The organism is Blautia sp. AF34-10, from assembly GCF_003477865.1.
GTDB classification, from domain to species: domain Bacteria; phylum Bacillota; class Clostridia; order Lachnospirales; family Lachnospiraceae; genus Fusicatenibacter; species Fusicatenibacter saccharivorans.
The window spans coordinates 21,449-39,661 of sequence record NZ_QUED01000003.1 but is presented as its reverse complement, the minus strand read 5'-3'; the positions used below and the strand labels follow the sequence as shown (position 1 = coordinate 39,661).

The window sequence follows — 18,213 nt, the reverse complement described above, 5'->3', positions numbered from 1 at the left end:
GGGGGAGCAGGTCGGGTATAATATCAAATATATGGGCTTCTATATTGAGTAAAAATGGAGGATATAGGGTAAGTATGATTAAGATTAAGGATTATGTCCGGGTGGGGTCGCTGGAGGAGGCGTATGAGCTGAATCAGAAGAGAAGCGCCTGTATCCTGGGCGGGATGCTCTGGACGAAGATGGGGCAGAGGCAGGTGCAGACGGCGATTGATTTGTCCGGGCTGGGACTGGATCAGATTGAAGAGTCCGAGGAGGAGTTTTCGATTGGATGTATGGTGACGCTGCGGCAGCTGGAGGAGCATGAGGGGCTGAATGCTTATACCGACGGTGCGGCACGGGAGAGTGTGCGGAGTATTGTCGGGGTGCAGTTCCGGAATCTGGCTACGGTGGGAGGCAGTATTTTCGGCAGATTTGGATTTTCGGATGTGCTGACGCTGTTTCTGGCGCTGGATACGGAGGTGGAGCTGGTTTATGCGGGACGGATGCCGCTGGCGGAGTTTGCCTGTTCAAAGAGAGACAGGGATGTGCTGGTAAGGCTGATTGTGAAGAAGCATGAGGGTGTTACGGTTTATCAGAGTCATCGAAATTCCAGAACGGATTTCCCGGTGCTGACGTGTGCGGTGCGGGTGGAAGACGGAAAAGGATGTGCGGTGCTTGGGGCAAGACCGGCGAAGGCGGCACGTGTAGAGCTTCCGGCGGAGCTGGCGGAAAAGCTGGCGGCTGGAAAGGCATCTGCGGAGGAGCTGAAGGCGGCGGCTTCGGAGATTTCTGATCAGTTTACATATGGCAGTAATATGCGCGGAAGTGCAGAGTATCGTCATCATCTGGGACGGGTGCTGCTGCGCAGATGCATGGAAGAAATTCAGAAGAAGGAGGAGCAGTGATGAAGATTTCGATGATCTTAAATGGAAAGAAGACGGAAGCGGAGATCGATGCAGACATGCTCCTGATCGATTTTGTGAGAAGCCAGGGATGCTACAGTGTGAAGCGCGGCTGTGAGACGTCGAACTGCGGGCTGTGTACGGTTTTTCTGGAGGGAAAACCGGTGCTGTCGTGTTCGGTGCTTGCGGCGCGGGCGAATGGATGTAAGGTGGATACGCTGGAAGGCCTGCAGGAGGAAGCAGAAGAATTTGGTTCCTTTATTGCCGGACAGGGCGCCGAGCAGTGCGGGTTCTGCAATCCGGGGATGATTATGAATGCGATTGCGCTGTTCCGGGAAAATCCGGATCCGAGTGAGGAAGAAATTAAAGAATATCTGGCGGGAAATCTCTGCCGCTGTTCCGGATATGAAGGACAGCTTCGGGGAATTTTGAATTTCCTTGCCTGGAAAAAGCAGCAGGGAGGTGCGTCATGAGCAGAGAAAATCATATCTATGAACCGGACTGGTCGGGAAGAACCGATCAGCTCTGCAGTGTGAATAAGCCGGTGATCAAAAAGGATGCCCTCGCGCTGGTAACCGGAAAGTCAGTTTATGTAGATGATCTGGTGCCGAAGGATTGTCTGATTGTCAAGGTACTGCGGAGTCCGCATGCCAATGCAATCGTAAAATCCGTGAAAAAGACGGCAGCAGAGCGTGTTCCGGGCATTGAGGCGATTTATACCTGGGAGGATGTGCCGAAACAGCGTTTTACAATGGCAGGACAGACCTACCCGGAACCAAGCCCGTATGACCGTCTGATCCTCGATCAGCATGTGCGCTACGTGGGAGATCCGGTGGCGATTATTGCCGGAAAAGATGAAAAATGCGTGGACCGTGCGCGGAAGCTCCTGAAAGTAGAGTACGAAGTGCTTCCGGCCATTCTGGATTTTCATCAGTCCAAGGATAATGAACTGCTGGTGCATCCGGAGGAAAGCTGGAAATCGCTCTGTCCGGTCGGTGCGGACAATCAGAGAAATCTCTGTGCAAGTGCGGAAGATCACAACGGAGATGTGGAAGCCGTGCTCGCAGAGTGCGATGAGGTCGTAGAGCATACGTATCATGTACGCGCAGCCCAGCAGGCGATGATGGAGACGTTCCGGACATACTGCTTTATGGATACCTACGGACGGCTGAATGTGCTGAGCTCGACCCAGATCGTTTACCATGCGCGCCGCATTCTGTCCAATGCACTCGGCATTCCGAAATCGAAGATCCGTGTTTCCAAGCCGAGAATCGGCGGCGGATTCGGAGCGAAGCAGACGGTGGTTGCCGAAATTTTCCCGGCGTTTGTAACCTGGAAAACCGGAAAACCGTCGAAAATGATCTTTACGAGAGAAGAGTCCCAGACAGCATCCACACCGCGCCATGAGATGGAAGTAACGATCCGCCTCGGTGCGATGAAGGATGGAAGAATCCGTGCGATCGATCTGTATACACTTTCCAACACGGGTGCATACGGCGAGCATGGACCGACAACGGTCGGCCTTTCCGGCCACAAATCGATTCCGATGTATGGATCTCTTGAGGCTTACCGGTTTGCGTATGATGTTGTGTATTCCAACGTAATGTCAGCCGGTGCTTACCGCGGATACGGTGCGACGCAGGGTATCTTTGCCGTAGAATCTGCTGTCAGTGAGATGGCAGCGCGTCTTGGCATCGATCCGATCCGGATCCGGGAGCAGAACATGGTCCGTGAGGGACAGTTCATGCCGGCTTACTATGGCGAAACGGCAAACAGCTGTGCGCTTGACCAGTGCGTGGAGCGTGCGAAAGAGATGATCGGCTGGGATGAGAAATATCCGTGCCGTGATATGGGAGATGGAAAGGTGCGCAGCGTCGGCATTGCGATGGCGATGCAGGGCTCCTGTATTTCCAATCTCGATGTCGGATCGGCAACGATCAAAGTCAACGACGACGGCGGCTATACGATGCTGATCGCAGCGGCCGATATGGGAACCGGCTGCGATACGATTCTGTCCCAGATGGCGGCAGAGTGTCTGGAGTGTGATGTGGATGACATTACCGTTGTCGGCGCAGATACCGATACGTCCCCGTATGACTCCGGTTCCTATGCATCGAGTACGACGTATATTACCGGAAAAGCGGTGGAAAAAGCCTGCATGACGCTTCGGAAACGAATCTGTGCCCTGGCGGCAGAGCGGATGAACGTGCCGGAAGATGAGACAGAATTTACCGGTACCGGCGTCGTGCATGAAAAGAGTGGAAGCAGCATGACGATGGAAGAAATCGCAACAGCGGCCATGTGCAATAACGGCATCGCGCTGGAAGCGACGGAAAGCAACTGCTCTCCGGTATCGCCGCCGCCTTATATGGCTGGTGCGGTCGAGATCGAGCTGGATAAAGAGACCGGCGAGGTCAGGATTCTTGATTATGCCGCTGTTGTCGACTGCGGAACCGTCATCAACCCGAACCTTGCGCGCGTACAGGTCGAGGGCGGTCTGGTGCAGGGCATCGGCATGACGCTGTTTGAAAATATCCAGTACACGGACAAGGGTCAGATGATCAATAATTCGTTTATGCAGTATAAAGTGCCGACCCGCCTCGATATGGGCAGGCTGCGCGTCGAGTTTCGGAGCAGCTACGAGCCGACCGGTCCGTTCGGTGCAAAATCGATCGGCGAGATCGTTATCAACACACCGGCTCCGGCGCTGGCACATGCAATCTACAATGCGACGGGTCTGTGGTTCCGCGAACTGCCGATCACGAGCGAGCAGATTGCAATGGGAATTGCGGAAAAAGAATGCGAGTAACGATACTTTATCTGGCAGCCGGGAACAGCAGACGGTTCGGGGAAAATAAGTTGCTCTATCCGCTGGATGGAAAGGCGGTGTACCGCCATCTGCTGGACCGGCTGGCCCAAATTGCCGGAAGGCATGAGAACTGGGAACTGCTGGTTGTGACGCAGTATGAAAGGATTCTGGAGGAGCTTGCGCCGCTGGTAAAAGCCGGGCGTCTGCAGACGGTGTTTTCGCCGGACAGCGAAAAAGGAATTTCCTATACAATCCGCGCGGGAATCGAGGCGGCGGAGAAGCAAAATGCCGATGCCTGTGCGTGTTTTGCGGCGGATCAGCCGTACCTGAAGGAAGAGACGGCGGAGCGCTTTCTGGAATCCATGGAGATGCAGAAGGCTCCACTTGGCTGCGTTTTCTGCGGCGGCGAGAGCGGCAATCCGGTGTGGTTCTCAAAACCTTATTTTTCAGAACTAAAAGAACTTTCCGGCGACCGCGGCGGGAAAAAGGTGCTGAAACGGCACTGGGAATCGGTAATTCCGTTCCGGGTCGAAGCCGCGTGGGAATTAAAGGATCTGGATCGAAAAGAGGATCTCTGATGCAGAGACACCGGCGGCTGCCATGAATAAAATTTGAGACAGTGCGAAATTTGATGGATTTGGACTTGCATTTCCAGTGAGAAGTAAGTACAATGGGTATAATAAAAATTCGGGAGGCTTCAAAAAAATGCAGTTATTGGAAGACAGAATCCGCAAAGACGGAAAAGTACGCGAGGGAAATGTCCTGAAGGTGGACAGCTTTTTAAATCATCAGATGGACGTCAATCTGTTCCGGGAAATCGGAAAAGAGTTTCAGCGTCGTTTTGCGGGAGAGGAGATCACGAAAATTCTGACCATCGAGGCATCTGGAATCGGAATTGCCTGTGTTGTGGCTGAAATTTTTAATGTTCCGGTTGTGTTTGCAAAGAAAACACAGACCAAAAATATCGCCGGAGATGTTTATACCACAAAAGTAGAATCTTTCACCCATGGAAGAGTTTATGATATCATTGTTTCCAAAGAATTTCTGGGAAAAGGAGACAAAGTTCTCCTGATCGATGATTTCCTGGCAAACGGAAAAGCGCTGGAAGGACTGGCAACCCTGGTACAGGATTCCGGTGCAGAGCTCGTAGGAGCAGGCGTTGTCATCGAAAAAGGGTTCCAGATCGGAGGAAAACTGCTGCGTGACCGCGGCATTCATCTGGAATCTCTTGCCATCGTCGATGGTATGGATGATAAAACCGGGGAAATTACCTTCCGGAAACAGTAAGGAGGCGTCAAAATGGCAAATCTGATTGCAAGAATTGCCGTTCTTCTGGTTCTGGCGGCCGCAGGAATGGTGCTGGCCGACAGAAAAGAAAAAATTGATCTCAGTGTGTCACTGCTGCTGTTTCTGGCGGCAGTCAATGTGACCTCTTTTTTCAGCCTGAAAGATAACAGGATTGTAGTTGTCATGATTCTGACGGTATATTTTCTGTTGTACGCAGGCGCAAAAGAGCTGCTGCGGAGACGGGCAGAGAAAAAAAGAAAATGAATGCAAACCGAACATCCGGCTGCGAGCACCCATGCAAAAGTGCCGGTCGGATGTTTTTGAATTTTTCTGTAAATTCAAAAAGCCCTCCGGGCAGGATCGCACTGCGGCGGAGGGGGAATTATGTCGCTGAAGCGACCCGCCGCCGGCGGAGAATCCTGAAAATTACCAAAATAAGGAGAACCGATATGAGACTGCTGCTGGCAGAAGATGAAAAAGAGATGGCGCACGCGCTGGAAGCAGTGTTTACACATAACCATTATTCTGTAGATGTTGTTTATAATGGAATTGATGCTGCGGACTGGGCAGAGAGCGGAAACTATGACGGCATGATCCTGGATATTATGATGCCGGGAAAAAGCGGGCTGGAGGTCTTAAGCGAGTGGACGGAGAGCATTCATCACCAGATTGAGCGTCTGAACAGTCTTGTAACACAGCTTCTGACGCTTGCAAAATGGAGGAAGGTGGCGGAGAACTGGAGCTGAAAACATGGAATGCGTCAGAAACCATCATGGATGCCGTAACGTCCTTTGAAGCCTCTGCGGTTACGAAACAGATCGCGTTGCAGAGCGATATTGCAGAAGAAGTCCATATGGAAGGGGATGCCGCAAGAATCCACCAGCTCGTTTCTCTTCTTGTGGATAACGCCGTTAAATACACTCCGGAGGGTGGAAAAATCCACATTTTCTGGCGAAAAAACGGCAAAAAAGCAGAATTTTCGGTGCAGAATACCTGCGATACCCTGCCGGAAGGTGATCTCAACCGCCTCTTTGGCCTCTTCTACCGTGCGGATGCGTCGCGGGCCAGGGGAAAGAGGCGGCTATGGAATCGGCCTTTCCGTGGCTGCTGCAATTGTAAAGGCACATAAGGGAAAAATCACCGCAGAGCGGACACGAGATGGCATCTGTTTTAAAGCAGTCTTTCCGGCAAAAGGATGAAAGAAACAAAATTCCGGAAAAACGGAAAAATGACGGCAGGGCAGGAAAGGCAGACACACAAAAAAGCAGAAATCAAAAGCTTCCAAGAGAGAAAAAACAAAAGAAAACAAAAGAAAACAAAAGAAAACAAAAGAAAACAAAAGGAGGAATATATGATGTTTGATTGTGGTTTACAAAACATTTTCCAGCTGAAAAGCGGACAGTCCCGTTCTATTAACTGGGAAAACCGGAATGGAGAAAAAGGAAAAGGCGGCATGGCATCCAGCGATCTTGGTCCGTCCAGAAAAGGTTCCCCGTGTATCCCGAAAATAGAAGCAGGAGAGACCGTAACACTTGGTGAGATCCAGGGAGAAGGCATCATTCAGCACATCTGGATCACCGTCACAGACCGTACCAGTGAACGTAACCGTTATGTTCTGCGGGATCTTGTTCTGCGCATGTACTGGGATGACGAAGAAGATCCATCCGTGGAATGCCCGCTTGGCGATTTCTTCTGCTGCGGCTTCGGTGTTTCCTACCAGGTAAACTCAGTCCCGATTGCTGTCAATCCGACCCGTGGTTTCAACAGCTATTTCCCGATGCCGTTCCGTAAAAACGCCCGTATTACCATTGAAAATCAGTGTGATGAGCCGATTCCGGCCTTCTTTTATCAGATCGACTATTGCCTGACAACGGTTCCGGAAGATGCTGCCTATTTCCATGCCCAGTGGCGTCGTCAGCGCATAACGGAAAAGGCAAAAGACTACGTTGTCCTCGACAACATCAAAGGGAAAGGCCAGTACGTTGGAACGTATCTTGCACTTACCAGCCTCGAACGCTACTGGTACGGAGAAGGTGAGATGAAATTCTACATCGATGGAGACAAGGATTATCCAACCATCTGCGGAACCGGAACAGAAGATTACTTCGGTGGTGCCTGGAGCTTTGCAACACAGCAAAATGGCCAAACCGTTGAAAATCAGTACTGCACTCCGTATCTTGGATATCCTTACTACTCTACCCACGATACCTTCCTTCATAATGATTACCACAATGATGATCAGATGCCACAGCGCAGCTTCTACCGCTGGCACCTTCTTGATCCTATCCTTTTTGAGAAGGATCTTAAGGTAACCCTTCAGCAGATTGGCGTCAGTCATGGAGGTCTCTTTGAACGTCAGGATGATGTCGCTACCACAGCTTACTGGTACCAGACGCATCCTCATGTACCATTCGCGCCACTCATGTCCAGAAAAGAGCGCTGGCCAAGATGATTTTTGACGCTTTTCCTATTTTATATGTTTCATGACGTTGCATAGCGGCTGCAAGAGTCCGTTCCGAACAAATTCGCTTCCAACGAATTTGTCCGGAAAAGGGCTCTTTCTTTTTTTATATGGTATTCAAAAAGCGATCCGGATTACAGAGGTCCGTCTTTTCACAAACCTTTCACATTTTCCGTCCATTCTTTAAGGTTCCTTTAAAGTTTCCTCATTATACTTAAAAATGTAAAAAACATTTCCGGAAGTAAATCAAACGAAAGGATCAATCGATTATGATGCAAAGCCAACAGATTCCCATGACCTTCCAACGGTATGAAACAAAATACATGCTTTCCCCGATCATGGTCCGCAAGCTTCGCAAGAGCCTTCCGGGTCATCTGCAGATGGATGAATACGGCCTTGATACCATCTGCAGCCTCTATTACGATACCCCGGATCACCAGCTCATCCGCCGTTCGCTGGAAAAACCCGTCTACAAAGAAAAACTGCGACTCCGCAGTTATGGCCCGGCCAAAGAGACCAGCCCCATATACGTAGAACTAAAGAAAAAATAGGAAGGAATCGTCTACAAACGCCGCGAGCGCATGATATTATCAGAAGCGGTTCCCTATCTTGCGGGAAAATCAGAACCGGGCTTCGACAGCCAGATTCTCCACGAAATCACTTGGCTTCGCAACTACTACCGGGGGCTTGCTCCCGCTATGTACATCGCCTACGACCGCATCGCCTGCTTCGGCACGGAAGACAGGAACTTTCGTGTTACATTCGACACCAATATCCGATGGCGTACCGACAATCTGTGTCTTGACGGTCCAACGGAAGGAACCAGGCTTTTAGAACCAGGCTGGTATCTCATGGAGGTGAAATCACCAGGTGCTGTGCCCCTATGGTTCAGCAAAATTCTGGATGATCTTGCAATCTATCCGGCATCATTTTCTAAATACGGCTTTGCCTATCAGATCGAAAATCAGAAAGTATCAGAAGAAAAAGCTTTCATACCATTCACAGATATCCGGCAAACCGTATCAAAAACAGCATTCCGTTAGCTGAATCAGGTAAGTCCTCTGCGGCCATTGCGAAAAGCAAGAAGCAGTGGGTGGACTCACAGCTTGCGAAAAGCCTTTTTCAAACATAATCTGCTTCACAAAAAAAGAAAATGTAACTATTCAGAGCCATGCAAAATAGAAGCAACATCGCGATGTAGCGTAAGCGGAATCGAGATGGGGCTCTGAATAGACAAGAAAATAAAAAAATTCTGGGAGGAATTTGCTATGCTTAACGCAATATTCAGTTCCGTTTTTACAGAAACAACCGCCGCCTTCACCTTTGGTCAGTTCCTTGCCTGCACAGCAGTGTCTCTGATTCTGGGACTGTTGATCGCTGCTGTTTACAGGTACAAAAGCGAATGCACCAAAAGCTTTGCTGTCACGCTTGTTCTGATGCCTGTGATCGTACAGAGGGTGATCATGCTCGTCAATGGAAATCTTGGAACCGGAGTCCCTTGATTATACCAGTGTTTTTGACGATATCTTTGCCAGGTATCTGACCCGTTGCGAGCTTGTACAGGTAAAAACCACGAATATGGGAAGTCTTTTCAAGCTGGAGTATCGCATCGTATTCCGCGAGGAAGGCGAAGAGAAAAACATGATTGACCAGCTCCGCTGCAGAAACGGAAACCTTGAAATCCTGTGCAGTCGTGCGCAGACCGGAAGGGAGGAATTATAATGAATCGAAACAGAAAGAAAAAAAACAGAAAAAAAGAGACCGGCGCAGTCGTCAGCCTGCTTCTTGCATCATCGCTGGCCTTCGGCGGATGCGGCACAGCAGTGACATCTTCCAGCTCTGTAAATGCCGAATCTGCCCGTACAGAGTCAACCGGCGAAACATCTGCCGACAACGCGGATACCACATCAGAGAGCACAGATTCGGAAAATGCAATGGAAAGTGCTTCCGATATTAATTTTGACCTGGAACTGACCGAATCCACTATCGACACCGAATTCACAGACCGTGAGAAGAGCGGAAGCTATAAAGCATCAGAAGCCGTAAAAATTACACTTAATAAGACGACAGCTACCGTCTCCGGCAGCGGAGCCAAAGCAGACGGCAGCACAATTACCATCACGGAAGAAGGCGTTTACGTCGTAAGCGGAACACTTGAGGATGGCCAGATTATCGTAGACGCATCCGATTCCGACAAGGTTCAGATCGTACTCGATGGAGTCCATATCAACTGTGAGACAAATGCTGCCATCTACGTTCGCGAAGCGGACAAAGTTTTCATCACGCTTGCCGAAAACAGCAGCAACACGCTTGGCGGTGGAAACGAGTACACTCAGATTGACGACAACACGGTAGACGGCGTTATCTTCTCCAAATCAGATCTTGTCTGCAACGGGACAGGAAGTCTGACCATCGAGGCAGACTACAAGCACGGGATTGTATCCAAAGATGACCTTGTTATCACTGGTGGAACCTACAAAATCACTGCTGCAGACAACGGGATCACAGCCAAAGATCAGCTTAAAATTCTGAACGGAAGCTTTGACATTGATGCTGCAAACAGTGCGGTCAAAGCGAAGAATACGGATGACACAGAGCTTGGAAATATCTATATTGCCGGTGGAATTTTTACGATCAAGGCGGAACAGGACGGCTTCCATGCAACCGGCAGCATTGTTGTCGATGACGGAACCATCACCGTAAACTCCGGTGATGACGGTTTCCATGCGGATCTCGACACCGTCATTCATGGCGGAACGATCCTTGTTGAAAAAAGCTACGAAGGACTGGAAGGAAAACGCGTTGTGGTCAATGGTGGTGACATTACCATAAACGCCAGCGACGATGGCATCAATGCCGCAAATTCCGGCGACGATGGCGCCAACGCCATAAATCCTGGCGCCAATGCGGCCGGTTCCGGTGACGATGACAGCAATGCCGCAAGCTCAAACAACGATAGCAGTGCTGCCGTAAACTCCGGTGATGATAGCAGCATATCCGGTGCGGCAGACGGAAAGGAACCTCCGCAAATGCCGCCTGATACAGAAAACGGCAGCGATATGCAGCCATCGCAGGACTTCGATCCGGAGAACGCTCCGTCTGGCGGAAATGCGCCGCAGAACTTCGATCCGGGGAATGCTCCGTCTGACGGCGATGCTCCACAGAAGATGCAGGGAGGCCCCGGCGGCGGAGGCAACTCTGAGCTTTACATTAAAATTACCGGCGGAACCCTGACCGTATCCGCCGATGGTGATGGTCTTGATTCCAACGGCAGTCTTCTCGTGACCGGCGGAACTACGATCGTGTACGGGCCGACCAGCGATGGTGACAGTGCCCTCGATTACGACGGAAGTGCAATTGTGACCGGCGGAACCTTAGCTGCTATCGGCAGTGCCGGCATGACGGAAAGCTTCGACGAAGCTTCCACCCAGCCCGTTATCACCTATTACTGTACGGAAACCCAGTCCGCTGACACTGCCATCACACTGACAGACAGCGATGGAAGTGCCCTCTTCACGGTCACACCCGAAAAAGCCTACGCCAGCATCGTTTTGACCTGCCCAGAAATGAAACTGGGCGCAACGTATACTCTGGCTGCCGGTACCGACAACGAAGAGATCACCCTCACGGACATCATCACCACCGCCGGAACCCGGTCTGTTAAAACGATGAGCGATCCCGAAGGTGGAAAAATGCCAAATAACAGCGACAACAAAGGAACTCCGCCTTCAAAACCAAGCGACACGGCTGAGTGAACCGTTATAGTTCATTCAGCACCGGAACATTTGCTGTTCCGGTGCGTAAGAAAGTGATTCTACTCATGATTCTACCGTGGCTGTCTTCCTACTTCCAATTTGCCGTATTCTGTGCTAAAATAACCTCACAAGAAAAGAGGTAGAAAAATCATGTATGATAAACTGACCGAAAACGATATTAAAAAAATGCAGGAAGAAATCGACTACCGCAAACTGGTTGTCCGTCCAAAAGAACTCGAGGCTGTAAAAGAAGCCCGTGCCCAGGGCGATCTCAGCGAAAACTTTGAGTACAAAGCTGCCAAACAGGACAAAAACCGCAACGAAAGCCGCATCCGCTATCTGGAAAAAATGATCAAAACCGCTCACGTTATTTCAGATACCTCAAAGGACGACGAAGTCGGCATCAACAATACCGTCCAGGTTTACATCGAAGAAGATGATGAGACAGAAACCTACAAACTTGTCACCACCGTTCGTGGTAATTCTCTCAAAGGATACGTCAGTATCGACTCGCCATTAGGAAAAGCCATTCTGGGTCATAAAGTCGGCGACCGCGTCACTGTAAAAGTAAGCGATGCCTATAGTTATGATCTCATCATCAAATCCATCGAAAACACTGCGGATACCGATGATGAACTCCGCAGCTATTAAAGGACAGAAAGAAAGGAAAATACCAGTCATGGAAAAAATTGCAAGCTTTACGATCGACCATATCAAACTTAAACCAGGCATTTACGTTTCAAGAAAAGACCACGTAGGTGACAGCATCATCACCACCTCGACCTGAGAATGACCTCCCCAAATGATGAGCCCGTCATGAACACCGCCGAAGTCCACACCATCGAGCACCTCGGAGCCACCTTCCTCCGTAACCATGAGCAGTGGAAAGACAAAACTGTATACTTCGGCCCAATGGGCTGCCGCACCGGTTTCTACCTATTGCTGGCCGGAGATTACACCTCCAGAGACATCGTCCCGCTCGTCACCGAAATGTATGAATTCATCCGCGATTTCAAAGGCGAAGTTCCGGGCGCATCCCCGAAAGACTGCGGAAACTATCTGGACATGAACCTCTCCATGGCCAACTACCTCGGCAAAAAATACCTGGATGAAGTCCTGTACGGAATCGACGACTCCCGTCTCGTCTATCCAGAATAAACCATAAAAAATAACACAGGGGGAAAACAAAACATGAGAACCATGGAAAACGAAAATCTGCGCGTGCAGATCAGCGATCACGGCGCAGAACTTAGCAGCATCTACGATAAAGCGGCTGACCGTGAGGCAGTCTGGATCGGCGATCCGGCCTTCTGGAACCGCCACGCACCGGTCCTGTTCCCGTTCGTCGGAAAAGTAAACGGCGGCTTCTACACCCATAAAGGAGTCAAATACCCGATGGGCCAGCACGGTTTCGCCCGCGACAACGAATTCGAGTGCATCGAAAACACCGAAAACAAAACAGTACACCGCCTGGTATCGACCGAAGAAACAAAAAAAGTCTACCCGTTCGATTTTGCCTTCACCGTAACCCAGGAACTCTCCGGCAGAACCCTGACCATAACCTGGAACGTAGAAAACACCGGTGATGATGATATGTACTTCTCCGTCGGCGGACATCCTGCATTCATGATTCCGGAACAGTATGACATCGTCTTCAACAAAGGCCTGGAAAACCACACCGAGACCGAACTCGAATACGTCCTGATCGACCCGGAAACAGCAGGCGTCGATGTCGCACATCCGAGAAAACTGAAACTTCAGGACGGCAGAATCCCGTACACCAGAACCCTTTTCGACGAGGACGCCCTGATCTTCGACAACACCCAGGTCGAGCGCGTCGGCGTAGAAGTGGATGGAAAACCGTACGTCACTCTCACCTGCAAAGGCTTCCCGAGCGTCGGCGTATGGTCCAAGCCAAAAGCAGATGCCCCGTTCGTGTGCCTCGAGCCATGGATCGGCCGCTGCGACAACGTCGGCTTTGACGGCGAATTAAAAGACAAATACGGCGAACAGCACCTGAAAGCCGGTGAAACTTTCCAGGCAGGCTACACCATCACCATCGGAGAATAAGGACCCGAAAAAAAAGAAAAACCTCCGAAGTACAGCGAAAAGAACACGATTCCTGTACTTCGGGGGTTGAAATTTTACGGTTTCTTTACTATAATTAGCATCAAACCCAAAAAACGCATGTAGTTCATCATGCACAGAAGAAAAAACAGGAGGGAACGTTCTTGAAAAGAGAAACGGTTATCGTACTTGATTTTGGCGGTCAGTACAATCAGTTAATTGCAAGACGTGTACGTGAGTGCAACGTTTACTGTGAGATTTATTCTTACAAAACAGACATCGAAAAGATCAAAGAAATTCAGCCGAAAGGTATTATCTTCACCGGCGGCCCGAACAGCGCATATCTGCCGGATTCCCCGACTTATACAAAAGAAATTTTTGAACTTGGAATCCCGATCCTCGGCATCTGCTACGGATCACAGCTGATGATGCATCTGCTCGGCGGAAAAGTAGAAGTAGCACCGGTCAGAGAATATGGAAAAATTGAGGTAACTGTAGATACCAGTTCCGCACTGTTTGAGAACGTATCCGAAAAAACCATCTGCTGGATGAGCCACAACGACTACATCTCCAAAGCAGCTCCGGGATTCGAAATCATCGCCCATACGGATGACTGTCCGGTAGCAGCCGTTGCAAACGTAGAGAAAAACCTCTATGCAACTCAGTTTCATCCAGAAGTTCTGCACACCAAAGAAGGAAAGAAAATGCTTTCCAACTTTGTATACAATGTCTGCCGCTGCGCCGGCGACTGGCACATGGACTCCTTCGTAGAAGAATCCATCAAAGCTATCCGCGAAAAAGTAGGCGACGGAAAAGTCCTCTGCGCACTGTCCGGCGGAGTCGATTCCTCCGTAGCAGCTGTTATGCTTTCCAAAGCAGTCGGAAACCAGCTGACCTGCGTATTCGTAGATCACGGCCTGCTGCGTAAAAACGAGGGCGATGAAGTGGAAGCAGTCTTCGGACCGGACGGCCCATACGACCTGAATTTCATCCGCGTCAACGCACAGGAGCGTTTCTATGCAAAATTAAAAGGCGTAGAAGAGCCGGAGAGAAAACGTAAAATCATCGGCGAAGAGTTCATCCGCGTCTTCGAAGAAGAAGCAAAGAAAATTGGTGCTGTAGACTTCCTGGTACAGGGAACCATCTACCCAGACGTTGTAGAGAGCGGCGTCGGCGGAGAATCCACCGTCATCAAATCCCATCATAACGTCGGAGGACTGCCGGACTACGTAGATTTCAAAGAAATCATCGAGCCGCTGCGCAACCTCTTCAAAGACGAAGTAAGAAAAGCCGGCCTTGAGCTCGGCATCCCGGAATACCTTGTATTCCGTCAGCCATTCCCGGGCCCGGGACTTGGCATCCGTATCATCGGCGAAGTAACCGCCGAGAAAGTCAAAATGGTACAGGACGCCGACGCGATCTGGCGCGAAGAAATCGACAAAGCCGGAATCGCTCACGAAATCGGCCAGTACTTCGCAGCCCTGACCAACATGCGCTCCGTCGGAGTCATGGGAGATGAAAGAACCTACGATTACGCCATCGCCCTCCGCGCCGTCACCACCACCGATTTCATGACCGCCGAAAGCGCCGAAATCCCGTGGGATGTCATCGGAAGAACAACCAGTCGAATCGTAAACGAAGTCAAACACATCAACCGCGTCATGTACGATTGCACCGGAAAACCACCGGCAACGATCGAGTTTGAATAGTTGGAGCAGAGCTTCAAAGCCTTTATTTTCAAGGGTTTTGAGGCTCTTTCCTTTTAGAATTGCATTTTGATTGCATTTTTTTATTCAATGGCTCTGTGATAGATTGCTGTATGCTGATTGCTGGTGTAATCGGCAACACTGGTTGTTGCCGGAGTATAAGTGAGAACACCAGTTAATTTTTTGGCAACTTCCACGTTGGTGTTGGGATATAAATGTCCATAGGTTCCTAACGTAGTCTGTATCTTTTCATGCCCCAGACGTTCTTTAATCAATAAAGGATTTTCACCCATACTGATGAGCAGGGAAGCATGGGAATGTCTGAGTGCATGAATCTTGATACGGTGTACGCCTGCCAATCCAGCAAGTTTTTCTAATGCCCGTGGGAGGGTGTGCTTACTGGTGGGAATCCCATTGTAGCTTAGTACAAGGTCGCAGCCCTTTAAAACCTTTTGCTGTACTTCCTGCCATGCTTTCAATTCTTTGATGGTATCTGTGTCAATATAGATAGTGCGAATACTAGCTTGTGTCTTTGGCTCCACAAATTTGTATTCGTCCATTGTTTTATAGTACAGCGTTTTTGTTATACTTAAAAGTCCGGTTTCAAAGTTGATGTCCGACCATTGCAGGGCTGCGGCTTCTCCGATTCTCATTCCGGTCATAAACAGGAGCCAGTATGAAATGAAAAGGTAATGTTCGTAATAATCTCCCTTGTAGAGCAGGGAAATTACCTTTTGAAATTCATCCAGTGTCCAGAAATCCACTTTTGTTTTCTTGCTCTTGATGTTTCCTATCATTCGTGATGGATTTTTCTTTGCAAGACCGAGAACAACTGCTCTGTCAAAGGCAATAGAGAGCATACCCTGTACAATACGGATATAGTTTGGACTAAATTCTTTTGCGAGTTCAAGCTGCCAGTTCTGGACGTTAATGGGTTCTATCTCATCCACCGTCATTTTGTAAAAGTATGAAAAATGCTTCTGAATGGTAGAACGGCGGTTCAGATAGGTGCTTTCCTTTACTTGTGTTTTATACCAAGGAAGATAAGTTTCCTCAATAAACTGTTGAAAAGATAGCTGCTGTTTCTTTTCTGTTAATTCCTCTGTGGATGTCAGCATAAGTTTTGAATATGCTTCTCTGGCTTCTTTTTTTGTCTTGAATCCACTTTTGTATTTCTGAATCTGTTTTCCGGTAATCGGATGAAAACCTAAGTTTGCTCTAAAATAATAAGTTCCGTTTTCTGCTTTCTTAATAGGGTCTTTTGCCATGATTTCACTCCTTACATAAATGTGCAAGAAGTACAATCAGTTCGATTTATCAGTAAAAGTAATCCCTAGCAATTCTTCCACAGCTTCTCTGGGAACCCTGTCCAGTTTGCGTGACTGATAGTAGGTATGCCCTTTTGAAATCATAAGTTTTTTTGCTTCTCTTATGATGTCTGCTGCGAATGAAGTTCCATAACCCAGTTCTATTAAGTCTTTTTTTGTTACTGTAATCATGTTCCTCCTTTCCATAGACCAGATATGGAACCCTCAATATCTGTCTATATTATATCAGATTTTGTGGCAAAAGTAATATTAAGATTGTATTTCCTGCAAATAGTTATTTGATTTTGAATGAAAAATTCTAATTCAAAATGGTATCTAAGCAAGCCGAACAGCTTTCGCTAAAGCTCATGGGAATCTCACCCCTGCATGGTTCTCATCCAGCCGTACCCTTTGCCAGCGGTGCTACATCATCACACGGACTAAGGCTGTACGGAAGTATCATTATCACAATAGAAAGGTCATGGCGGCAGCTCTGCGGTAAGCTACTTATGGAACGCTGGCAGGAATCGCTATCCGGTATCATCCCTCCTTTGGTGGGTTACGGCGTGCCAGCCCAACGGCTCTCTTTCTATCGAAACGTATTCGGCTGCTTTATGCTGCGTTGATTAGACGCTTTCTTTTTCAAGGAACAATCCGGCTTTATCAGCCTGTTAAAATGCACTGGTGATAATGCACTTTAATAGACTGGCAAGCTCTGTCTGGGAAGCATGGGTTTGTCCACGCTTCCACAGGCGAGCGTTATTTCTAGTTTGGTTCCCTGATTTCAAAAGATAAAATCTTTGCAATCAGACGTGTTTCCATCCGGCGGCGTAGGGTTTCATCTACAACCATGTGGGTATTTCCATATTCGTCTTTCATGGGACGCATGGAACGGCTGGCAATAAAACCGCTGTAATGGCGTACAATCTGGTTGACTGCTTCAATATCGCCGTCCGTAGCTCTTACAATCACAGGAAACGGAATCATAGGGTGCTTTGCTGTCATGCTTCGTCCTCCATAAATTTTTTGATAAATTCCAGTCCGGCGTGTCTTCTTCTCTGGATGGTAGAACGGTTGACTTCCAGAATTTTTGAGATTTCCGTATCGTCAAATCCAAGAAAATAATATCGCAGGATAACGTCACGTTTCTTTCCGTCCAGACTTTCTAATGCTTCGGCTAACAGGCTGTTTTCAATGCGGACAGTAAATCCATCCATTTCAAAAGTATGGAAGTGGGATGGATAGGTGTCTTCGGAAGAAAACAGATTGACGGTGTAATCGTCCATATCACAGAACAGGGTTTCCCGTTTACACTGTCTGGACAACGCTTTGAGATAGTCTTTGCGTTCATCCTCCATAGCGACTTTACAGATATAATCAAACTGGTTCTCTATGGTTGTCTGAAATTCAGATGGCTTCATTATTGCTCACCCCCTTTCCAGCCTTGAAAGGGAGCGAGTTGATAGGAATTTCTGCTTCTTTCCCCCTTTTCGCTCTTAGTCCCGACAGGACAGGGGGCACAGTTGCATTTTTGAATAAAAAAATACACCCATTTTAAAATAAAAATGAGTGCATGAGAAATAACAGTAGAATAAATATGACTTGTCAGTTCATATTCAAAGTTGGACTTCCACAGTGGAGGAGCTATACTTTTTTTAATGAATGTAGCCTATGTACGTTATATAGCAGCAAAGAAATCCCCATAGCGGCAATCCTCCTAAATGCCGCTATTTATATTCTGCGTCATTGTTGGTTCAGTAATAGACAAAAAGAAGCGGCGGCTCTAAAAATCAAAGCCACCGCTTCAAAAGCACGTGAAAATCTGTCTGCGTTACGACGGCTTTTTTTCTTTTGCCGTCGTCCGGCAGATAACAAACAAATATTATGTTTTGATTTATTTTATCAATATCAACTTACTTTAAGATGAATTTTAGCTTACG

Annotated in this window: 20 protein-coding genes and 2 pseudogenes; 18 read left to right on the top strand and 4 right to left on the bottom strand. The window is 48.6% G+C overall.

The annotated features are described in order from the left end of the window. Positions 1-74: 74 nt before the first annotated feature. The 17 genes and pseudogenes from DWZ60_RS02605 to guaA all read left to right on the top strand — a co-directional run bounded on the left by DWZ60_RS02605 (position 75) and on the right by guaA (position 14,969). The gene (locus tag DWZ60_RS02605; RefSeq protein ID WP_119221200.1) at positions 75-884 is read left to right on the top strand and encodes an FAD binding domain-containing protein; all 810 of its coding nucleotides are present in this window, start codon (positions 75-77) and stop codon (positions 882-884) included. After that, positions 884-1,354 carry a (2Fe-2S)-binding protein gene (locus DWZ60_RS02600; protein WP_022462114.1) on the top strand — a complete coding sequence of 157 codons (471 nt, stop codon included), beginning with the start codon at positions 884-886 and terminating at the stop codon, positions 1,352-1,354. The genes DWZ60_RS02605 and DWZ60_RS02600 overlap by 1 nt, the downstream gene beginning before the upstream one ends. Continuing rightward, on the top strand, positions 1,351-3,690 hold the full coding sequence (locus DWZ60_RS02595) for a xanthine dehydrogenase family protein molybdopterin-binding subunit (protein ID WP_118659191.1): 2,340 nt from the start codon (positions 1,351-1,353) through the stop codon (positions 3,688-3,690). The genes DWZ60_RS02600 and DWZ60_RS02595 overlap by 4 nt, the downstream gene beginning before the upstream one ends. Then, complete coding sequence (locus DWZ60_RS02590; RefSeq protein WP_118595112.1) at positions 3,681-4,268, top strand: nucleotidyltransferase family protein; 588 nt, start codon at positions 3,681-3,683, stop codon at positions 4,266-4,268. Before DWZ60_RS02595 ends, DWZ60_RS02590 begins: the two co-directional genes overlap by 10 nt. Before the next feature lie 127 nt (positions 4,269-4,395). Beyond that, positions 4,396-4,977 (top strand): xanthine phosphoribosyltransferase, encoded by a 582-nt coding sequence (locus DWZ60_RS02585; RefSeq protein WP_055218716.1) that lies wholly within the window; start codon positions 4,396-4,398, stop codon positions 4,975-4,977. A gap of 12 nt (positions 4,978-4,989) precedes the next feature. Next, a complete protein-coding gene (locus DWZ60_RS02580) occupies positions 4,990-5,241 on the top strand; it encodes a hypothetical protein (protein WP_022462118.1) in 252 nt (83 codons plus the stop codon). A 185-nt stretch (positions 5,242-5,426) separates the two neighbouring features. Next, on the top strand, positions 5,427-5,723 hold the full coding sequence (locus DWZ60_RS19095) for a response regulator (RefSeq protein WP_118640087.1): 297 nt from the start codon (positions 5,427-5,429) through the stop codon (positions 5,721-5,723). After that, positions 5,693-6,106, top strand: coding sequence for an ATP-binding protein (locus tag DWZ60_RS02570; RefSeq protein WP_118640003.1), 414 nt, complete (start codon positions 5,693-5,695; stop codon positions 6,104-6,106). Before DWZ60_RS19095 ends, DWZ60_RS02570 begins: the two co-directional genes overlap by 31 nt. A 225-nt stretch (positions 6,107-6,331) precedes the next feature. Then, positions 6,332-7,429 (top strand): glycoside hydrolase family 172 protein, encoded by a 1,098-nt coding sequence (locus DWZ60_RS02565; RefSeq protein WP_055227238.1) that lies wholly within the window; start codon positions 6,332-6,334, stop codon positions 7,427-7,429. Positions 7,430-7,707: 278 nt separating this feature from the next. Next, positions 7,708-8,481: pseudogene (locus DWZ60_RS19090) on the top strand (polyphosphate polymerase domain-containing protein). A 225-nt stretch (positions 8,482-8,706) separates the two neighbouring features. Continuing rightward, positions 8,707-8,940 (top strand): hypothetical protein, encoded by a 234-nt coding sequence (locus DWZ60_RS21050; RefSeq protein ID WP_330410108.1) that lies wholly within the window; start codon positions 8,707-8,709, stop codon positions 8,938-8,940. Continuing rightward, positions 8,912-9,160 (top strand): hypothetical protein, encoded by a 249-nt coding sequence (locus tag DWZ60_RS21045; protein WP_330410107.1) that lies wholly within the window; start codon positions 8,912-8,914, stop codon positions 9,158-9,160. The genes DWZ60_RS21050 and DWZ60_RS21045 overlap by 29 nt, the downstream gene beginning before the upstream one ends. Then, the gene (locus tag DWZ60_RS02550; RefSeq protein ID WP_119221199.1) at positions 9,160-11,193 is read left to right on the top strand and encodes a carbohydrate-binding domain-containing protein; all 2,034 of its coding nucleotides are present in this window, start codon (positions 9,160-9,162) and stop codon (positions 11,191-11,193) included. Before DWZ60_RS21045 ends, DWZ60_RS02550 begins: the two co-directional genes overlap by 1 nt. Before the next feature lie 150 nt (positions 11,194-11,343). Further along, entirely contained in the window at positions 11,344-11,844 is a 501-nt protein-coding gene (locus DWZ60_RS02545) for a GreA/GreB family elongation factor (protein WP_022462124.1), read from the top strand. A gap of 28 nt (positions 11,845-11,872) precedes the next feature. Further along, positions 11,873-12,351 (top strand): annotated as a pseudogene (locus DWZ60_RS02540) (S-ribosylhomocysteine lyase). A 33-nt stretch (positions 12,352-12,384) separates the two neighbouring features. Next, complete coding sequence (locus tag DWZ60_RS02535; protein ID WP_055218725.1) at positions 12,385-13,263, top strand: aldose 1-epimerase family protein; 879 nt, start codon at positions 12,385-12,387, stop codon at positions 13,261-13,263. Between the two features lie 161 nt (positions 13,264-13,424). After that, on the top strand, positions 13,425-14,969 hold the full coding sequence (gene guaA, locus DWZ60_RS02530) for a glutamine-hydrolyzing GMP synthase (protein ID WP_055218727.1): 1,545 nt from the start codon (positions 13,425-13,427) through the stop codon (positions 14,967-14,969). Positions 14,970-15,049: 80 nt separating this feature from the next. Here the strand turns inward: guaA and DWZ60_RS02525 are convergent, their stop codons facing one another. From DWZ60_RS02525 to DWZ60_RS02505, 4 genes are all read right to left on the bottom strand, one after another. Next, positions 15,050-16,234: a site-specific integrase gene (locus DWZ60_RS02525; RefSeq protein WP_118024894.1), complete on the bottom strand. Its 1,185-nt coding sequence runs from the start codon at positions 16,232-16,234 to the stop codon at positions 15,050-15,052. A 36-nt stretch (positions 16,235-16,270) separates the two neighbouring features. After that, positions 16,271-16,465, bottom strand: a complete 195-nt coding sequence (locus tag DWZ60_RS02520) for a DUF3173 domain-containing protein (protein WP_011861908.1) — start codon at positions 16,463-16,465, stop codon at positions 16,271-16,273. A 573-nt stretch (positions 16,466-17,038) separates the two neighbouring features. Then, a complete protein-coding gene (locus DWZ60_RS02510; protein ID WP_009009556.1) occupies positions 17,039-17,278 on the bottom strand; it encodes a helix-turn-helix domain-containing protein in 240 nt (79 codons plus the stop codon). After that, positions 17,275-17,697, bottom strand: a complete 423-nt coding sequence (locus tag DWZ60_RS02505; protein ID WP_009009557.1) for an RNA polymerase sigma factor — start codon at positions 17,695-17,697, stop codon at positions 17,275-17,277. The genes DWZ60_RS02510 and DWZ60_RS02505 overlap by 4 nt, the downstream gene beginning before the upstream one ends. A gap of 149 nt (positions 17,698-17,846) precedes the next feature. On the opposite strand from DWZ60_RS02505, the gene DWZ60_RS17095 reads away from it, so the two are divergent. Then, complete coding sequence (locus DWZ60_RS17095) at positions 17,847-18,200, top strand: hypothetical protein (protein ID WP_147335461.1); 354 nt, start codon at positions 17,847-17,849, stop codon at positions 18,198-18,200. Positions 18,201-18,213 lie beyond the last annotated feature (13 nt).